This is a genomic window from Corynebacterium callunae DSM 20147, assembly GCF_000344785.1.
GTDB lineage: Bacteria > Actinomycetota > Actinomycetes > Mycobacteriales > Mycobacteriaceae > Corynebacterium > Corynebacterium callunae.
In genome coordinates this window covers 572,058-590,712 of record NC_020506.1, presented here as the reverse complement: position 1 = coordinate 590,712, position 18,655 = coordinate 572,058, and the positions used below count along the sequence as shown (strand labels likewise).

9 protein-coding genes and 6 pseudogenes are annotated in these 18,655 nt (G+C 54.3%); 5 read left to right on the top strand and 10 right to left on the bottom strand.

The window, feature by feature from the left end; translation table 11 throughout:
* Positions 1–19: 19 nt before the first annotated feature.
* Positions 20–383, bottom strand: a pseudogene (locus H924_RS14715) (transposase).
* A gap of 454 nt (positions 384–837) precedes the next feature.
* Positions 838–1,131, bottom strand: coding sequence for a hypothetical protein (locus H924_RS02810; protein ID WP_029703956.1), 294 nt, complete (start codon positions 1,129–1,131; stop codon positions 838–840).
* A 136-nt stretch (positions 1,132–1,267) separates the two neighbouring features.
* Between H924_RS02810 and H924_RS13820 the strand changes: the two are divergent.
* Both H924_RS13820 and H924_RS02795 read left to right on the top strand, forming a co-directional pair.
* Positions 1,268–2,459 (top strand): annotated as a pseudogene (locus H924_RS13820) (IS3 family transposase).
* A 28-nt stretch (positions 2,460–2,487) separates the two neighbouring features.
* Positions 2,488–2,841 (top strand): annotated as a pseudogene (locus tag H924_RS02795) (transposase); the annotation flags it as partial.
* A 390-nt stretch (positions 2,842–3,231) separates the two neighbouring features.
* On the opposite strand, the gene dld reads toward H924_RS02795, so the two are convergent.
* Together dld and H924_RS02785 are read right to left on the bottom strand one after the other, a co-directional pair.
* A complete protein-coding gene (gene dld, locus H924_RS02790; RefSeq protein WP_013161533.1) occupies positions 3,232–4,947 on the bottom strand; it encodes a D-lactate dehydrogenase in 1,716 nt (571 codons plus the stop codon).
* A 378-nt stretch (positions 4,948–5,325) separates the two neighbouring features.
* Entirely contained in the window at positions 5,326–6,483 is a 1,158-nt protein-coding gene (locus tag H924_RS02785; RefSeq protein ID WP_011013961.1) for a DNA methyltransferase, read from the bottom strand.
* An 826-nt stretch (positions 6,484–7,309) separates the two neighbouring features.
* On the opposite strand from H924_RS02785, the pseudogene H924_RS13815 reads away from it, so the two are divergent.
* Positions 7,310–8,501 (top strand): annotated as a pseudogene (locus tag H924_RS13815) (IS3 family transposase).
* A 520-nt stretch (positions 8,502–9,021) separates the two neighbouring features.
* Here the strand turns inward: H924_RS13815 and rpsI are convergent.
* Together rpsI and rplM are read right to left on the bottom strand one after the other, a co-directional pair.
* On the bottom strand, positions 9,022–9,570 hold the full coding sequence (gene rpsI, locus H924_RS02760) for a 30S ribosomal protein S9 (protein ID WP_015650440.1): 549 nt from the start codon (positions 9,568–9,570) through the stop codon (positions 9,022–9,024).
* Entirely contained in the window at positions 9,570–10,013 is a 444-nt protein-coding gene (gene rplM / locus H924_RS02755; protein WP_015650439.1) for a 50S ribosomal protein L13, read from the bottom strand. The genes rpsI and rplM overlap by 1 nt, the downstream gene beginning before the upstream one ends.
* Positions 10,014–10,487: 474 nt before the next feature.
* Here rplM and H924_RS02750 point away from each other — a divergent pair.
* A pseudogene (locus H924_RS02750) lies at positions 10,488–11,718 on the top strand (IS110 family transposase).
* A 53-nt stretch (positions 11,719–11,771) separates the two neighbouring features.
* A pseudogene (locus tag H924_RS02740) lies at positions 11,772–12,992 on the top strand (IS3 family transposase).
* Between the two features lie 167 nt (positions 12,993–13,159).
* Here the strand turns inward: H924_RS02740 and H924_RS02735 are convergent.
* The 4 genes from H924_RS02735 to eccCa form a co-directional block, all read right to left on the bottom strand.
* The gene (locus H924_RS02735; RefSeq protein ID WP_015650437.1) at positions 13,160–13,450 is read right to left on the bottom strand and encodes a WXG100 family type VII secretion target; all 291 of its coding nucleotides are present in this window, start codon (positions 13,448–13,450) and stop codon (positions 13,160–13,162) included.
* Between the two features lie 25 nt (positions 13,451–13,475).
* Positions 13,476–13,802, bottom strand: a complete 327-nt coding sequence (locus tag H924_RS02730; RefSeq protein WP_015650436.1) for a WXG100 family type VII secretion target — start codon at positions 13,800–13,802, stop codon at positions 13,476–13,478.
* Between the two features lie 146 nt (positions 13,803–13,948).
* Positions 13,949–14,878 (bottom strand): type VII secretion-associated protein, encoded by a 930-nt coding sequence (locus H924_RS02725; protein ID WP_015650435.1) that lies wholly within the window; start codon positions 14,876–14,878, stop codon positions 13,949–13,951.
* The gene (gene eccCa / locus H924_RS02720; RefSeq protein WP_015650434.1) at positions 14,875–18,627 is read right to left on the bottom strand and encodes a type VII secretion protein EccCa; all 3,753 of its coding nucleotides are present in this window, start codon (positions 18,625–18,627) and stop codon (positions 14,875–14,877) included. Before eccCa ends, H924_RS02725 begins: the two co-directional genes overlap by 4 nt.
* Positions 18,628–18,655 lie beyond the last annotated feature (28 nt).

Here is an 18,655-nt window from a genome sequence, read left to right as displayed (position 1 = left end):
TGTTTGTCAATGAACTGGATCATTTCCGACGTTTTGGGTCGAGTTCCGATGCGAAAAAAGCCGATGCAGCCTTGAGCAATTCGTTGGTGTCTCGCAGCTCTTGATTCTCACGGCGCAGCTTGGCAACTTCAGCGACTAAGTCTTCTGGCTGGTGTTGGTGAGTGAGACCATCACGGCGAGCCTGCTGCGTCCATTGCCTGGCCGTGTGCCACGAGACGCCCAGTTTTGGTGCGACTGCTTGGCACGCTTGTTGCATCGAAAGGTTCTCGGCCAAGATACGATCCTCTACCAGGCGGACCACACGGTCCTTGGCTTCCTGGTCAAACTTCTTTGGCATGTACTAGATTTTCCCATCTACTCAGACGGAACAAAACCTGGGACAGTTCAAGTTCGTGTTCATCATGGGCTGAACCAATATGCTGCATCGTCCTTTTGCCTGAGTATTCGCTCAGGATTATTTGCACCGCTGTCGCGCCAGAAGCAGTGGTCACAGTGCGGATATAGGGGCTCATAAAAGATCACCCTACTGATCCACCCCGACCACCACCCCCTTGAGTCGCGGAAATTTACCTATCCAGAAACGTAAACCCGCAGGCCTACGTGTCAAGTGTTAAATCAATCACACCACCGTGAGCCAACTCAGGTCACAGAATAAACAATAATTCTCACGTAATTAACCCTCTATAAGCCCTTAAAGGGCTTATAGAGGGTTAATTTTTCACTCAGGTACAAGGGACTATACGGGGTGCTTCCACCATTAAATGAGCTGTCAATCACTCAAAAAGCGACATGAAGGCCACAAATAGCTACGTGCATGAATCGAGACACAGACTACTTTTATCTTTCATCAATCACATCAGCAAAAGTAGCAACCTCTGCTCGAAGATCCCTTACTATGGCATCCCCTTTAATTTTTGACTCTTCCTTTGAAGAAGGAGAATCCCAGCCACGCTCCCAATGACAGTGTGTCTTCCAATGATCGGCCCAGTCGTACACACGCTTGGATAGTGATTCAGATAGACCATAATCTTCTGGAGACATTAAATAATTCTCCGTGCCATTTTCCCATAATGGAGTATTTGCGCCCCAATCTGCGAAGAATCGTATCGTCCGCCGATGCTGCCCGTTCATATCCCCTCCAAAAAGGACCAAAAGTCTCTTCTCAAAACAATTCCAAATTATTTAACACTCTTACATCTAGGTGTGCGCCCGTATGGTGATTTGAGACAGGGTCTAGGAGAATTAGTTCCATGTCGAATCGCACGTCATCTTCACCGAAGAATTCAAAGCAGGAGCTGTGCAACTCGTCGTCTCCTCAGGGCGCTCGGTCAAGGAAGTGGCCACCGAGTTGGGTATCAAAGAAGGAACACTGAGCGCGTGGGTAAGAACCTGGAGGGCCGAGCATCCAGACGCCGGTGTGGATGAACCAGACCCAGTCGAATGGGCGAAATACAAGGCCCTGCAGGCTGAGAACGCCGCGTTGAAACGGGAAAACGAGTTTTTGGGAAAAGCCAGCGCCTTCTTTGGAAGCCGAAGCACCTGTAGAGGATCTCTCAGCGTTCATCGAGCAAGAGAAGGCGTCGTTTCCCATTACATGGATGTGCACAAAGTTGGGCATGTCCAGAGCGTCGTATTACCGGTGGGCCAAGCCTGCGGGTCTGACTCCGACAGCCATAAGGCATTTAGAACTCAGGGCTGAGGTTGCCCAGGAGTTTGAAAAAAGCAACCAGATGGCTGGCAGGGATCAGCTGACCACGTTGCTCAACCAGCGTGGTGTCAAAGTTTCTACTGGGACTGTGGGATCAATTATGAACGAATTAGCAGTGCGTGCCAGACGAATGCGGGCCTGGAAGAACACCACGGTCAGTGACCCTTCTGCCCGGACCGAGCATATTAAAAATCATATGCTCGATAGCCAAGGGAAACGAGACTTTACCGCTACCGTGCCTGGGACCAGGCTCGTTGGTGACATTACGTACTTAAAGACGGGTTCCGGGTGGCTGTATGTGGCTACCGTGATCGATTTGGCTACGCGGATGGTGGTGGGGTGGTCTATGGATTCCACTATGCGCACACCGTTGGTGATCAACGCGCTGGCCATGGCACGTAATCATGGGCGTCTTCATCCTGAAGGCGCAATTTTTCACTCCGATAGAGGATCGCAATACACCTGCGAGCAGTTCCAGACATGGTGCGCCGGCAACAAGATCACCCAATCCATGGGATTGACCGGGGTGTGTTGGGATAACGGAAGTCGCGGAGAATTTTTTCTCACATTTGAAGACCGAAATGTATCACCACTATGATTTTGAGAATCACCTGTCGGCCCGAACCGCGGTGATGGAGTACATCGAGGGGCAGGTCACAACCGGCGCCGCCCGCATAGCAATAACCAGGGGCTCTCACCGGCTAGTGCTTTGACCGCATATCAGCAGCAGTATGGATTAGCAGCCGCGTAAGAAGAAAAATCAATCAAGCTGTCTCAAAAACTTGACGAGCGCAACCTGGGGGATCTACCAGCGGATGATCGCGGCCTACCGCGAGAAGGACCGATCCCTCGGCCGCGCGGCGATGGAGGCGCTCATCGACGCCGTCAGCCAAGACGTCCCCGCCGGGCTGGACGAGTTGCGCAAGCTCGGTCGGACCCTGAAGGCTCGCGCCACCGACGTGCTGGCCTACTTCGAGCGGCCTGGCACCAGCAATGGCCCCACAGAGGCGATCAACGGACGCCTGGAGCACCTGCGCGGCTCGGCCCTGGGCTTCTGCAACCTGACCAACTACATCGTCAGATCCCTGCTCGAGTCCGGCGGATTCAGACCTCAACTACACCCTCATCTGTGAAGAGCCGCTTTAGACATCCCTCATCGTCACGGACCACTATGAACGATGTCCAGACTCACCTATGAACGATGTCCTGAACCTACACACCTTCAGCTCCACCAATATGTTCAGGCAATGTGTTTCAGCAATAGCCTCCGGGCTCGTCGATGTGGCCGGTGGCGAGGATTTCGCCGGTGTGCCGGCCGTCGCGGGTCAGCTGACGGCGTGAGGCGATGACCCGTTCTCGGACCGGGCGCGGCCCTCGCCGCCACGCGATTCTATGGCCTGCCCAGCCTCTGACCGATGTCTCGACTCATCCGTCCCGGTGGACCTAGGGAGTCGAGCCCTAGGTCCACCCGAGATGGATAAGACATCGCTCAGGCTCTCACGGCGTCGCGCTACCTTGGGGACTTAGGCCCAGTCCTTGTGCGGCGACGTGCCGCCGATACCGGCGTTGAACGTATTCGTCGGATCGAGCTCCTTGAAGTGCTCTTCCATGGACTCCGGCAGCTTGTAGATGCGACCGTAGTTGTGCTCGGCGGGCAGCTTCGCGCCGCGCTCCTCCAGCAGGTGCTGGATGCGGTCGTGCAGCGCCTCGGGATCCACGCCCTGCTTGGCGACATAGTCCTGGTGCATCACATGGCAGAAGAAGTGCCCGTAATACGCCTTGACCTCAAGCTGGTCGTCGATCTCCTCCGGCAGCACCTCGAGCCAGTTCCAATCGTCGCGACGCAGGGCCACATCGATGGGGATGAGCCCTGCGATGTGCCGGCGCTTCAACGCGGCGTAGCGAGTGGCGGCACTGGCCGCGCCGAACCGGTTGAGCGACGCGCTCTTTTCTTCATCAGACGTGCAGATGAAGAACTCACCAGTGTGCTCGGGCTCTGCGAAGAACTCCTTGAGCATCTTCTCGCTCGCGGCCTTCTGCGACTCGCTGACGGTGAGCAGCAGGTGATGCTCGAAACGGTTGCGGTACTCCATCATGCGCTTGGGCAGCTGGTTGGGCAGCACGCTGAACATGGCTTGCGATACCGTGTCGGCGAAGGTCGGACCAATGCCGGGAATCTTCGAGAACAAGCCGTTGGCCCACGTCTTGAACGAGAACATGCGCGTCTGCAGCGCTGGACTCATGAACTTCAGGAAGACGAAGGTGTCTTTGCCGTACTTCTCGGCCAAGTCGAAGGCACTGCGGCCCATGTACTCACCAGAGATAGGCAGCGGCATGTCGGCTTCGAGGAACAACCGACGGATCTCTTCGAGCTCGTGCGTGTTGTTCGTGCCGATGTAAAACACGGTCGGGTGCACTTCGCGAGGGAAGGTGCGGGTGCGCACCGCGAACACCATCAGCTTGCCGGCCGAGCCGGAAGCCTCGAACAGGTACTCGGGGTTCGCATTATAGCGAGCAGGCGAAGGCACGATCTTGCGCAAGTGCTCGGCGTACTCGGTCTCGTTCGAGTCTTCGGGAGCTGGGGTGACATCCTCGGGAGACCACTCGCCGCGCTGTAGACGGTCGAGTGCGACCTCAGGGTCGTCTCCGAGCGAGATGCCCAGGTGATTGACCAGCTCGACCTTGCCGTCGTCGTTGACGCGGGCGAAGATCGCTTCGCGCGTGAATGCCGGACCCTTGCGAATCTGGCTGCCGCCCGAGTTGTTCGCGATGCCGCCGATGACCGAGGCGCCGATTGATGTCGACCCGATCACCGAGTGCGGCTCGCGCTGGTGCTTGGCGAGCGCGTCGGTCAGGTGTGTCAGCGGGGTGCCCGCGAGCGAGATCGCCTCGCGCGCGTCGTTGATGAGGTGCACCTCATCGATGCGGTGAGTCGAGATGATCACAATGGGGCGATCGTAGTCTTGGAAGCCGGGGCCGGATCCACCAGTCAGGCCCGTGTTCGATGCCTGCGGGATGACGATGAGGTTGTTGTCGACGGATACCTGCAGCGCCCGCCACATCTCGACCAGCGTGCCGGGGCGCACCACGGCGAAGACTGGTCCTCCGCCGAATCGATAGCCTTTGCTGAATGGCATCGTGGCACGCTCAGAGGTCAGTACATGTTCGTCGCCGACGATTCTCTTGAACGCATCGATCGCTTCGTGCGAAGTCGTGGTGGTCTGTCCTGGTTGCGTCATCTCTAAGCTTCCTATATTCAGTTGCATCACAAGCGCGTCATGATGCTGAGGGGATGTCGCCTTGATCCGAGCTAGTCCGCGGTCGTTCATTTTTTGATGGGCGGGGAAACGAGCCAGGGGGACGACGTCTGCGACCGTCTGCCCGGAAGCTCGCTACGGCGTCCAAGGAGTGTGCGTGTGCGTATGCATGTGCATACGCGCATCCTCATTGTACAAGATGCGCATCAGATAGTTTCGGACCGCGGTACTTTCGGACTCCGGTAGGTTCGGACCGCGATAGTTCGGACCGCGATGTCGGCCACTGCCCTCACCCCATAGATCGACGCAGCAATCAGACTCGCCTAGCGCCGCTTGAACCGTCCCAGGTTTGGTGGCTCTTCACAGATGAGGGTGTAGCGCGTAGTCAAGGATCGAACGGCGTGGCGCTGCCCGGGTAGGCCCCTCCTTCATGTCCCGCCTAATAGGCCAGATCGGCGTCAGGCCATCCTGCGGACTGAAGTCAGGAGTTTCGTCAAGTGGCAATGCTTCGCCCGCGTGGCTGAGTCGCCCAGTCGACTCATCGAACCACACCGGATAGAACATATCTTTACGGTCAGCTCGAAGCGAGTCGTCGCCCGACCGCAAGAGCCCCTTCCATCGAGGCCTCTGCAGTTCCCCTTCAGCATCGGCCATGTCTCGATGCGTCAGAAGGTCGTCATCGACCGAACCGATTCGCGCGTCAGGACCAAATACAAAGAACGCATACTCTTCGACCCTCGAAAGATATCCCTGAGTAACGCCTTTAGGGTTGTTGACAATTGTGACGAGTTGCCGCGTAGATTCCGGGAAGAGCTGATCTAGCAACACGCCCAAACGGTTTACTTCATGCTCATCGATAGTTGCCACAAGAGTAGCATCGCTACGCATGAGCTCCCGACAGATCTTCAACCGTCGCTCCATGAACGCCAGCCATTTCGAGTGTCGATAGTCGTCATCACTCGCGACGTAATCGTTGTCGTACTTCCAGTCCCTCGCCCCGGTGTTGTACGGCGGGTCGATGTAGATGGCGTCGATGGAATGCCGGTGCGTATAGGTCAGCATCTCCAGCGCGTGGTAGTTCTCAGCGTTGACGACCGTGTGGAACGGCTTGTCGCCGCCCCGCTCAACCCTGCCTGTCTCCACCAGGCCGGGGTAGATGCGATCCCGGAACTCCGCGACGACCACCACGTCGTCGGCAAGCACTGCCCGAGTCTCGGGTTCTTCGACGTCGAGCTCCGCGAGATGAGCCACACGCTGCCCGTCGACGCACTCGATCCGAGTTGTCCGCCACAGCCGTTGGTCACCTGCCTTTGTCCCCCCTCGCGGAGGCAGCACCCGCACCTTGTCGCCGCGACGGACGACCCTGCCGGGCAGCTCGACAGCCTCAGGCTGATGCTGCTCAAAGACGAGCCCGAAGGTGCGACGCTTGGTCAGCGCAGCGACCTCGGCTTCCAGGTCAGTACCAAGTTGCGCGTCCGCCTTGCGCACCTGCCGCAGCAGTTCCGTCAGTCTCGACACGGATAGGGCTCCTTCGTCATCATCCGTAGCGCGTCCGGGCTATTTCTTACTTCCAGACGTAAGTCCCGTCCGGAACTCCACCACGTGATCCTTCAACCTGTATGCAACTAATCTAGCCAGTTTAGGACTAACAAGAATTTCTCTCTTGATTTACAAATACACATATATTTGTGTATTTGTAAATCAATCTTCGCACTCGTTAAGGTATCTGACTACTGATTGCTCTACGATTTCTTTCATCGTGCGATGTTCTTTAAATGCCTGTAGTTTCAACCGTCTATGCACACTGGTGGTCATGCGGACATTGAACATAGTGCTTTCCTCAGTCTTGGAGGCGGAATTGGTATCGACAAACGCTTCAACAATGGAGCGGCGCTGGTGGGGTTTCCCCGGCCCAAGACTCAACTTTGCAACAGCACCTTATTAAGTGCCCTAGAGTTATTCAGCCTTAGGGCACCGCTCTATTTCTTACGGCATTTCCCACTTTTCTCAATGGCTTAAAGAGCATGAAACCGCAGGAAACCGTTGTATTTCTGACGTGCGACCACATTATGTAAAAGACTCACCTGTCAGGGATCTATCTCCTTGTAGAGGAACTATTCCAGTCTTCTTTAAAAACACTTATGATCGCTGTGATCAGGTAATTTAATGAAAAAACTTATAGCGTTAAAACGTGATGATTTTTTGACGTCAAAAAGTTTTAGCACTATAACGTTATGACGTTTTAGTGCTAAAGTGTGGCTTGTCAGATTCGTGTTGGTCGTGCGCCCGTATGGTGATTTGAGACAGGGTCTAGGAGAATTAGTTCCATGTCGAATCGCACGTCATCTTCACCGAAGAATTCAAAGCAGGAGCTGTGCAACTCGTCGTCTCCTCAGGGCGCTCGGTCAAGGAAGTGGCCACCGAGTTGGGTATCAAAGAAGGAACACTGAGCGCGTGGGTAAGAACCTGGAGGGCCGAGCATCCAGACGCCGGTGTGGATGAACCAGACCCAGTCGAATGGGCGAAATACAAGGCCCTGCAGGCTGAGAACGCCGCGTTGAAACGGGAAAACGAGTTTTTGGGAAAAGCCAGCGCCTTCTTTGGAAGCCGAAGCACCTGTAGAGGATCTCTCAGCGTTCATCGAGCAAGAGAAGGCGTCGTTTCCCATTACATGGATGTGCACAAAGTTGGGCATGTCCAGAGCGTCGTATTACCGGTGGGCCAAGCCTGCGGGTCTGACTCCGACAGCCATAAGGCATTTAGAACTCAGGGCTGAGGTTGCCCAGGAGTTTGAAAAAAGCAACCAGATGGCTGGCAGGGATCAGCTGACCACGTTGCTCAACCAGCGTGGTGTCAAAGTTTCTACTGGGACTGTGGGATCAATTATGAACGAATTAGCAGTGCGTGCCAGACGAATGCGGGCCTGGAAGAACACCACGGTCAGTGACCCTTCTGCCCGGACCGAGCATATTAAAAATCATATGCTCGATAGCCAAGGGAAACGAGACTTTACCGCTACCGTGCCTGGGACCAGGCTCGTTGGTGACATTACGTACTTAAAGACGGGTTCCGGGTGGCTGTATGTGGCTACCGTGATCGATTTGGCTACGCGGATGGTGGTGGGGTGGTCTATGGATTCCACTATGCGCACACCGTTGGTGATCAACGCGCTGGCCATGGCACGTAATCATGGGCGTCTTCATCCTGAAGGCGCAATTTTTCACTCCGATAGAGGATCGCAATACACCTCCGAGCAGTTCCAGACATGGTGCGCCGGCAACAAGATCACCCAATCCATGGGATTGACCGGGGTATGTTGGGATAACGGAAGTCGCGGAGAATTTTTTCTCACATTTGAAGACCGAAATGTATCACCACTACGACTTTAACAATCACCTGTCGGCCCGAACCGCGGTGATGGAGTACATCGAGGGGCAGGTCACAACCGGCGCCGCCCGCATAGCAATAACCAGGGGCTCTCACCGGCTAGTGCTTTGACCGCATATCAGCAGCAGTATGGATTAGCAGCCGCGTAAGAAGAAAAATCAATCAAGCTGTCTCAAAAACTTGACGAGCGCAGTACCGTAAAAGCAGTCACAATAGTATTATTCCCATTGGACACAAAAATAGACGGATTGCGGGTTGAATGGATAGTCCCCTTTCTCTTATCGACGAGATAAATTTGACTTGAATAACAAGTCGTGTCGTTTTTTGTGTCTTCTTTCCACATCTCATCAGCTGTCAAAGCCTTTGTTATCGCCATGTCTGCAACTTCTGTCCAACCGATCCCCTCGATTGATGCGGCTTGCTGCCATTCACCGAAGTGATTTTTCTTTATATGGAAGTACCCTTCACCCTTTCCATTCCTATTGCCACATCGTAGATTAACTGTGTCTTTTTCATTCAGTTCAATTAACCTGCGCCAAGATCGATACGCGCCCAAACCCACACCGCTGCAACCGCGGGTAATCCCACAGCACAAAACCCCAATAATGCGGAAAACCCGCCCCACCGAGAAATTCGGCGAAACGGGTTTGCACAAACGTTGAGTAAATATCAACGCTTGGAGTACTGAGGTGCACGACGTGCCTTGTGCAGACCAGCCTTCTTACGCTCAACTGCACGAGCGTCACGGGTGAGGAAGCCGGCCTTCTTCAGGACGCCACGCTCTGCTGGGTTGTAAGCATTAAGCGCACGTGCGATTGCCAGGCGGAAAGCGCCTGCCTGACCGGTAGGGCCGCCACCGGTAAGGTTTGCAACGATGTCGAACTGGTTCTCGCGGCCCAAAAGGACCAGAGGAGCCTTAATAAGCTGCTGGTGCAACTTGTTAGGGAAGTACTCTTCCAAGGTGCGACCATTGCACTTGAACTGGCCGGAACCAGCAACAACGCGGACGCGAACGATGGCGCGCTTACGGCGACCAACGGTCTGGATTGGGCCATCGAGTACTACTGGAGCAGCCTCAGCGGTCTCTTCCTCGGCGGAGGTAGCAATTGCATCACCGATGGTGTTGGTGAACTCCTCGGTTGCAGCAGCAGCTGCAGCGATGTCAGCAGCGTCAGCGACGTTGCTCTCTACGTTCTCGTTCTGGATAGGCTCGGACATTACTGGGCCACCTTCTTGATCTCGTAGGTCTCAGGCTTCTGAGCAGCAAATGGGTGCTCGGAGCCTGCGAAAACATGCAGCTTCTTTGCAGAAGCGCCGGTGAGCTTGTTATGTGGCATCATGCCAACAATGGACTCTTCGATAACACGCTCTGGGTGCAGCTCCAGGGAACGACCCAGGGTCATGGACTTAAGTCCACCAGGGTAACCGGAGTGGCGGTAACGCATTTCGCGGTCACGCTTGTTAGAGGTGACTGCAATCTTGTCAGCATTGATAACGATAACGTGATCGCCGCAGTCAACGTTAGGTGCGAACAAAGGCTTGCCCTTGCCGCGAAGCAGGTCAGCGGCGTGGGTAGCCAGGCGACCCAGCACCACGTCAGTGGCGTCGATGACGTACCACTTACGGGTAATGTCACCGCTCTTTGGGTGGTAAGTAGACAAAATGACTCCTTAATAAGTCTGTCTAGAACTGCCAGCCAGAAACGTGCTTGGAAGGGTTCATGACGGCGGCCGGTGGTGACCCGCACATGTCCTGCTGTCTACACCCCCACAAGGAAGAGAAGATCAGACTCCACACACAAAGATTAAACTGTACTATGAAGTGTCCTAAAAACCAAAAACTGAGGTTACCCTCGAATAGTGGACGCTGATAATGGGAGTACGGGATCGGAGCCATCCGAAATGACCCTAAAGTGGACTGGCCACACTGTGTGCCTTGCCTGTGATCTGTCTTTCGGAATGGTTCCGATCCCGTACCGCGATCCGGTGCTTCGGTCATGACCTAATAGGAGCGTGACCGTTTCCGTGACCACCCTGGCAGGTGTCATGGTAGTAGTCCCATCAGCGTCTTGTCTGTCTGAAGCTCCGGATATGCGGATCACCGTATCCGACGACTTCAGAAAGCCCGTGAACATCATGCCCACACCAACCATCGACATTGCTGGCCCCGTAGCCGGCATCGATACCCACACCGATACCCACACCGTGGCCATCGTGACCGAGACTGGTAAACACCTCGCCACCGATACCTTTCCCACCACCAGCAACGGCTACCGCCACGTCACCGAGTTCCTCACCGCTCACCGAGTCACAGTCGTCGGGGTAGAAGGTACTAACTCCTACGGAGCTGCCCTGACCCGGCATCTCATTGATCATGGACATGTAGTTTTCGAGGTATTGCGTCCCACCCGGGCCCTTCGACGCAGGGATGGCAAATCAGATCCCGTCGACGCACTTGCTGCCGCCCGGCAGGTGCTCACCGGCCAAGCATTGAGCACGCCGAAAGACACCACAGGGCCGGTGGAGTCACTACGCATGCTCCAGATCACCCGCCATCAACTGGTTGCTACAGCGGCAAAACTAGTAACTCTCATCAAGTCTTTGCTGGTCACGGCCCCCGTGACTGTTCGACAGCGTTATGCGACGATGGCGACTCCCACCCTGATTATGACTTTGTCGCGGTGTCGCCCACCTGCAGATGTCACTGATCCGATCAATGGCACCTTGATCAGTTTGAAGAGTTTGGCTACCACCTACAACATGCTGCGGGCGCAATGCGATGAACTCGATAACAAGATCACCGATCTGGTCGAGGTAATCAATCCTGGGGTAACACAAGTTTTCGGCTGCAGGGCGCTTACTGCCGCAGAATTGATTGTGAGCGTCGGTGAAAATCCACAGCGGATCCGTTCCCAGGCTGCGTTGGCGCATCTGTGGGGCGTTGCACCTATTCCGGCGAGTTCCGGACGGACGAACCGGCACCGGTTAAATAGAGGTGGTGATCGCCAAGCCAACGCCGCACTGCATCGCATTGTCCTGGTCAGGATGTGTCACGATGAACGCACCAGGGACTATGTGCAACGTCGAACCAAAGAAGGATTGTCGAAGAAGGAAATTATGCGGTGCTTAAAACGCGCCATTGTCTTAGGAGATCTATCAAGTGCTGTGCCTGGGGCGACCTGTGAAACAATCCAGTGGATTAAGTAGCGATGAATTCAGAGCTCTGCGCTCGAAAAAAGGGCTTTCACAAACCCAAGTCGCCAGGAAACTTGGATGTGCTCCAGCAAGAATTAGCGATATTGAAACCGGCAAACGTCGGCTATCGGAGTTGAAGTCAACCTACGAAGAATTCCTTCAAACTGCTTGACACAACATAGGAGCATCACCCAATGACGATGGGCCACAGGCTCATCAAGGAGGATGTCAACCACTATGTCTACAAGGAAAAAGTACACCCCGGAGTACCGGCAGGAAGCCGCCCGATTGGTCATCGATACTGACCGGTCAGCCGCGGCAGTCGCCCGCGAATTGAATGTGAATCCAGGACTTCTGGGCCGCTGGGTGAAAGCTGAACGTGAACGCAGCGGTGAGCTCCCCACAGGGGAGCTGGAAGTTGATGAACGGGCCGAACTTGCCCGGTTGCGCAAGGAAATCGCTGAACTGAAAATGGACAACGAGTTCTTGGGAAAAGCAGCAGCCTTCTTCGCTCGCAAGCATCCAAAGTAGAATGCTTCCAACTGATGCACCAGGAGAAGGCGAGCTACAGCGTTTCCCGGATGGCCAGACTGTTGAAGGTGTCTCGGTCTGGGTACTATAAGTGGGCTGAAATTCAGGACAGGAAAGCCGCCGGGCAGGATTCCCGGGAGGAGTTCCAGAAGAAGCTCGATGAGAAGATCTGGACGTTCTGGGACGCATCAGGCCAGACCTACGGATCACCCAGGATCACCAGTGACCTGCATGATGAGGGAATCCTCGTGGATAAAAAGACCGTGGCCAAAGCGATGCGCCGGATGGGGATCGAGGGCATCTCGCCAAGGTCATGGGTGCCGGTGACCACGATCCCGGGCACCTCCACCCACAGCTTCCCAGATCTGGTGAAACGTACCTGGGACGCAGGTGAACTCAACAAAGTCTGGATCTCGGATACCACATACCTGCGTGACCTACGAAGGCTGGCTGTATCTGTGTGCAATCCGGGATGGACATTCCCGCCGAGTGCTGGGCTGGGCGATGGATGCCACTCACACCACTGACCTGGTGGAACGGGCGCTGCGGATGGCGCACACACTACGTGGTGAGGTCCCTGATGACCTTGTTTTCCATGCAGATCGTGGAACGCAGTTCACCAGTGAGCAGCTCTACCAGGTCTGCCAAGAGCTTCATATTGATCAGTCGGTGGGACGTACCGGAGTCTGCTTTGATAACGCGATGGCGGAGTCATTCTGGTCGACGTTGAAAACTGAGTTCTACGACCGGCGAAAATGGGTCACCCGGAACGAAGCTCGTCGTGAGGTTGCACGCTGGATTGAGATCTTTTACAACCGGCAGCGCCGGCACTCATCGATTGGGTATCAGAGCCCGGTTGATTTCGAGAATGCATACCACCAGGCAGATGTCACTGTCCTGGAAAATGTTGCTTAACTAACTGTCCACGACTTGCGGGTAACCCCAAAACCGTTGCAGCACCTTTCCCATTAGGGAAAAACTGCAACGGCCTTAAGTATGCACTGTATTAGACGGGGTAAGTCTTTTGCCTGGTGGCTAATATTTTTTAACAGTGCGCAACTTGCTGGTTTTTAATAGTCCAATTACGCTCCCCAGCTTGCCGCAGCACGACGGTTCACATCGGACATTCTTTCTGCGCCCTGAGCAACCGTGTTGGAGATGGTGGCCAAGATGGTGTTGAGCTCGGCAGCGGCACGATCCCACTTCTGCTGCGCTTCGTTATAAGCAGCTGCGGAATCACCCTCCCAGCTGCTGACCATAGGCTGCAATTGGGATTTAAGGCCATCAAGCAAAGAGTTGATGCGGCCAGAAGTTGCGTTGATATCGGTGGCGGCGCCTTGGATGGCACCAAATTCATAACGGATCATATCCATCGTGTTTATCCTTTCCAGAGATTTTTTAGAGTGCTAGTCCAGCGCCATCGCCTGCACCCACAGCATTAAAGCTTTGGGAGTTATCAGCTTCGGTGTTTTCAAAGCTTTGGGCATTGTGACGGATGTTTTCAGAAATGGAATTGAGTGCTTCCTGCAGTTGACGTGCGGAATCATTCCAGCGGTTCATCAGCGCATCAAAGCTCACCTGCGCCTGACCAGCCCAACTGCCGCGTACGGAATCTACAACTCCGCGCAGTCGATTAAGTTCTGCCTGTACTTCATCATTGGTGCCATCTACTTGGCCGGCGGTTGCCAGCATGACATCGGATTCAGTCCTAAAAAGTTGTGACATCTTTAGTTCGCCCCTCCTCGAAGAAAATGTGTTTTTTAGTAACCCAGCAAGTACCACTTCCTGGAGTTCCCCCGAAAAGATAGTTTTTATCTTTTCTACTTATGTTGGACTGTGTACAGGCCTTAAAGGTTCCCCGGCACTGCAATTTATTTGAGAGTGAGATTCTCAATCACACTGCGACAAGTCGCTTTATGCGCCAGAGTTTCCGCATCCCGACTATGACAACCCACGCTGAGCTGGCGATCTGCCTCAAACCACGTCACCCATGCCACCTTGGAGCCATCTCCGGGATCCTCCACATAATCAATTGTGATGGGCTTTCCCCATTCCCCCGCCGGTGTTTCCACCAAGGCCGGATCGCTTTCAATAAGCCGGCGCATTTCTGCTGCGACCAATTGCGGATCCACCCCATGTAAAGGGTCCACACCCAGATGAATTTTTAGGTTGGGATCCGGTCCAATGAGCTGGTGGGTGTCGTCGATAAGCTTGAGCTGGAACCCATGGGGCGCTTCAACCAGCAGGTCCTGGGTGACCAGCACGGTGGGTTGCACGCTTGTCGACGCCGGCCTGCTTGTACTCTCCCGGACCTCGACGGCGGCTGGGGAGGTTGTGGGCGGGGCTGGTGTCGCCTGCATTTCGGTGGGTTTTAGCAGCACAAACCAGCACACCACAACTACACCGATTAGTACACTGACCAGCATCACATGCACTGGGCGGATGCCATAAAAGTCAACTACCCGGCGTCCTGAGGTAGGCCTTTTAACGGGTTCTAATTCAGGTGGCGGAGCTTCTTCCAGCGCAGGTAGTGGGTATTCCCGCAGGGTTTCAATGGGATAGGAGCCCACACCTTTGGAAATAAAGGTTTTGGTGAGCATTTCCACCACGTCATCTTCGGCATCGATAATGACATCCATCTCGGGCCACTGCACCGATGCCATTTGCCGAACTTGATCCACCACCGCTGGTACCGCCCAGCCTTCGATAATTCCGGCAGCCATAATGTCATAGCGGTAAACGGTGTCAGGGCCATCAAAAATGGTGGCGGTTTCTAGCACGGTTACGGTGATCGCCTTCATGATTGTCCCCCGAGACGCGCGATCTGAACCATGCCAACTGCGGTACCGCGAATCTGCATTTTGGCACGGCCAACCGGGAGGGTTTCCGCTTTGATACCCAAGATGGGGCCTTCTTCACGGTCGGCGCTAAACAACACCACTTGTGGAGCTTGATCCTTAATTTCTGCAAGCACGGGATCATAAAGTGCACGCGCTGCACCGCCAGCTTTACGAGCCATCACAATATGCAGCCCCACATCACGCGCATGGGGAATGATCTCTTTTAAGGGATGTAATAAACCTGCAGGCAGCAAGTCATAATCATCAATAACCAAGAATATATCGGGCCCGTTCCACCAGGATCGTTCTTTTAATTCTTGGGCGGTAATTTCGGAACCTGGCAAACGTCCGCTCAGGGTTGTCACCAAGTCAGAAATTGTCTTGTGGGCAGCTGCACTACTGGCACAATAAGCAGCCACCATCTCCGCCGGGAATACTCCTAAATGGCTGCGCCGGAAATCAAAGACCACCAAGCGTGCGTTTTCTCTGCCCAAAGATGTAAGTCCAGTGGCAACAGTTCTAATTAAGGTGGATTTGCCACAACCTTGGCTGCCAAATGCCAAAAGATGGCGGCTAGCTGCCGGATCCCAACACAAGGTACTAAGTTGCGCGCCACCTCGAGCAAAAGGAATTCCCGGCGCGCTGGTGCTCTCTAGCTCATGCACCGCAATATCATTGGGCAGCATCTGCAACTGTGGAACAGGTTGTTGACCAGCAGCTTCTGCCACGGCACTGACATGGGCGATATCTTGAGTGGAGGTAAGGGCAATAAGAATTTGTTCGGCCTGTTGGTTAAGCCCACGTCCAGGTTGCGCTGGAACTCGAATTTGGGCCTTGCGATCAATTAATGAATCCATCGCCTCACCCAATTTCAACTCCAGCCGTCCGCCGATGAGATCACGGATTGCCGGTCTAATGGAACTCCATCGCTGTGTGCTTAACACCAGATGCACTCGCGCCGCTAAACCGTGGGAGGCGATGTGAACAAAATCATCAAAAAGCTCTTCAAAATCTTGAGTGATGGTGTGCCAGCCATCAACAATAAGGAAGGTATGGCGTGGTTCCGGGTTATTAACCAATCCCAAAACCTCAGCAACCAGGCGTCGTACGCGCTCTGGATCTTTATGTTCTGCCAGCCCTGCCACATGCGGCAAACGTGCTAAATGTTTAAGGGCACCGGCGGAAAAGTCCAGAATATAAAAGCGAATGCTCTCGGTGTTGCGCGTTGCTGCCAAAGAAACCACGATGCTGCGCAGGGCTGTTGATTTTCCTGACTGTGGGCTGCCACAAACCACCCAGTGTCCGCTACCGCCAGTGGAGGAGAAATCAATAATCAAAGGATCTTGGCGCTGTTGATAAGGGCGGTCGATCATTCCAATGACTGCTGCTAGTCCCCCAATTTCCTCGGCCACGGCTCCAATAGATACTTCAGCCGGCAGTGGTGGCAGCCAGATTTGATGAGCGCTTAAGCCCCGGGATGCCCCAGCGCTAATGGCGCGCGCAACCACGGCGTCGATAAGCGTTTGGGTTCCTCGCTCAATGGTGACCTCACTGGATTCTTGCTCCCACCCGTTAAAAAGGCGCACCCGTGCGGGTGCGCGGGAGTTTTCAATACGCCGGGTCAAAGGCCCGGAGATATAACTTGCTTGGAAGCGGGTGATGGATTCGACATCAGATTTTAGGAAGCCTACACCTGGTTGTGCGGGTAGCTGATAGGCATCATTAATGCCTAAGACCTGGCGAGATTCAGTGGCAGAGAAGGTCTTAAGGCCTATGCGATAAGACAGGTGCGAATCCAAACCTCTTAATCTGCCTTCTTCTAGGCGCTGGCTGGCGAGCAATAAGTGGATATGTAAAGAACGCCCCAAGCGACCAACTGCGACAAAAAGATCGGCAAAATCCGGGTGTTGGCCAAGCAGTTCTGAGAACTCATCAATAACAATCAACAACGCTGGCATGGGTTGTAGATCGCTACGCGTTTGGGCGGCGTTGTTGTAATCATCAACGTTGGCAAAGCTGCCAGCCTTGCGCAGCTGTTCTTGGCGCCGATTCATTTCTCCTGAAATAGCATCATGCATGCGCTCTACCAGGATGGATTCCTCCTCCAAGTTGGTAATAACAGCGGAGGTATGTGGCAAATCCTCACATCCTAAAAAGGTTGCGCCACCTTTAAAATCAACAAGAACCAAATTGAGTTCTGCTGGTGAATGCATAATGCTCAGGCCCACCACCAGAGTTCTTAAAAGCTCGGATTTTCCGCTACCGGTGGCACCAATACACAATCCATGTGGACCCATGCCACCGCGTGCAGATTCCTTCAAATCCAAAATCATCGGAGAGCCGGCAGCGCTAAGTCCTAAAGGAACCCGCAGCCGAGAGTTTGGATCGCTATTGCGGTGATTCCACATGGTGTCATCATCAAGCTGGGCAATATCTTTAATGCCCAAAAGTGGCAGTAACTCCCCTGAGACCTGGTTATCCGCGGTGGTGGGGCGTCGAAAAGCAGTCATGTGGCGCGCAAAGTTAAGCGCAATGTTCGCGCTCACCGCATCGGGAGTTCCGAGGTTTTCCACGCCTTGGGCGGTGGTGACCGTCAACTGCTCAGCAACGTATAAGAGCAGGCCTTCTTCCTCAGCACGCTGGCCCAAAGCAGTGCTGGTCTGCGCGCCGACATTAATAATGGTGGTCCAATAAGGATCGTCAATGAAATGTTCAGTGCCATTTGTCAGCAGCGAATCAACCACCAAAATGCGGTGGCGTGCTGAATCTGGGTCGCGGGTATGCGGCACCCACTTCAGCCACTGCCAATCCGCACCAGTATTTTGAGTGGTCTCCACTTTGATGGTGACGGTTTCCGGACCGTGGTGATATAACAATTGCAAAATTATGGCGCGCGCTAAATCATGTGCCTGCGGGCCATTAAGTGCAATAAAACGAAAAGCTTGTAATTGCACGGCAACTGGCATACTTTGCACTGAACCTACTGCCTTAATGGTGTGCCTTAAAGACACCGCACACACTGGATCAAGATCCTCCGGCGCCCCGGAATCCTTAATAATGATGGCTGGATCAAGCCTGGTAGTGCCCAAACCAAAGCGGATTTCTAAACAGTCCTGATCAACAGCAGCGCGCTCCCACATCCGCGCAGTTCCCAACCGCGACCACAAGGATGCAGGATCCGGATGACGGTGCCATTGATGGTTTCGTTGTGCTGCTGCGTGTTTAAGTGCTTTGCTTCTGAGCGCATCAAGGTGACGTAAATAAGTACGGCGAGTTTCATCAGTATCATCACCTTCCGCCGGTGCAAACATCATCATCAAGCTCATCGCCATCATCAGCGGAAAGATCAGCACCATGGGGTTTAGCTGCCCATTACTAATCACCATGAGCCCTACCATGGCCAAAACCAGCGCCACCATAATCACTGGCATCAGCACTTTTAACAATGGTTTAGGCGTTGGACGTACCGCCGGTGGTACAGGTTCTGCGCTTAAAGGCTCGGTGGGCAAATGTGGGGCTGGATCGCGTTCTGCCCAACTTAAAGGCTCCACCACATATCCGCCGATTCGAGCCGGATCACCCTGCCTAAAAACCTCATTATCTGGCCCCGGCCCCACCAAGGTGGCAGCGCGTGGTGCCTTCTTAATTTCTTGTGCGGTTGCTGCTGTGGCCTGTGCTGTTCCATTTATTGTGGCCTCTGCTGTGGACATTGCCCACCCCTCCCCCGAAAAATCCGAA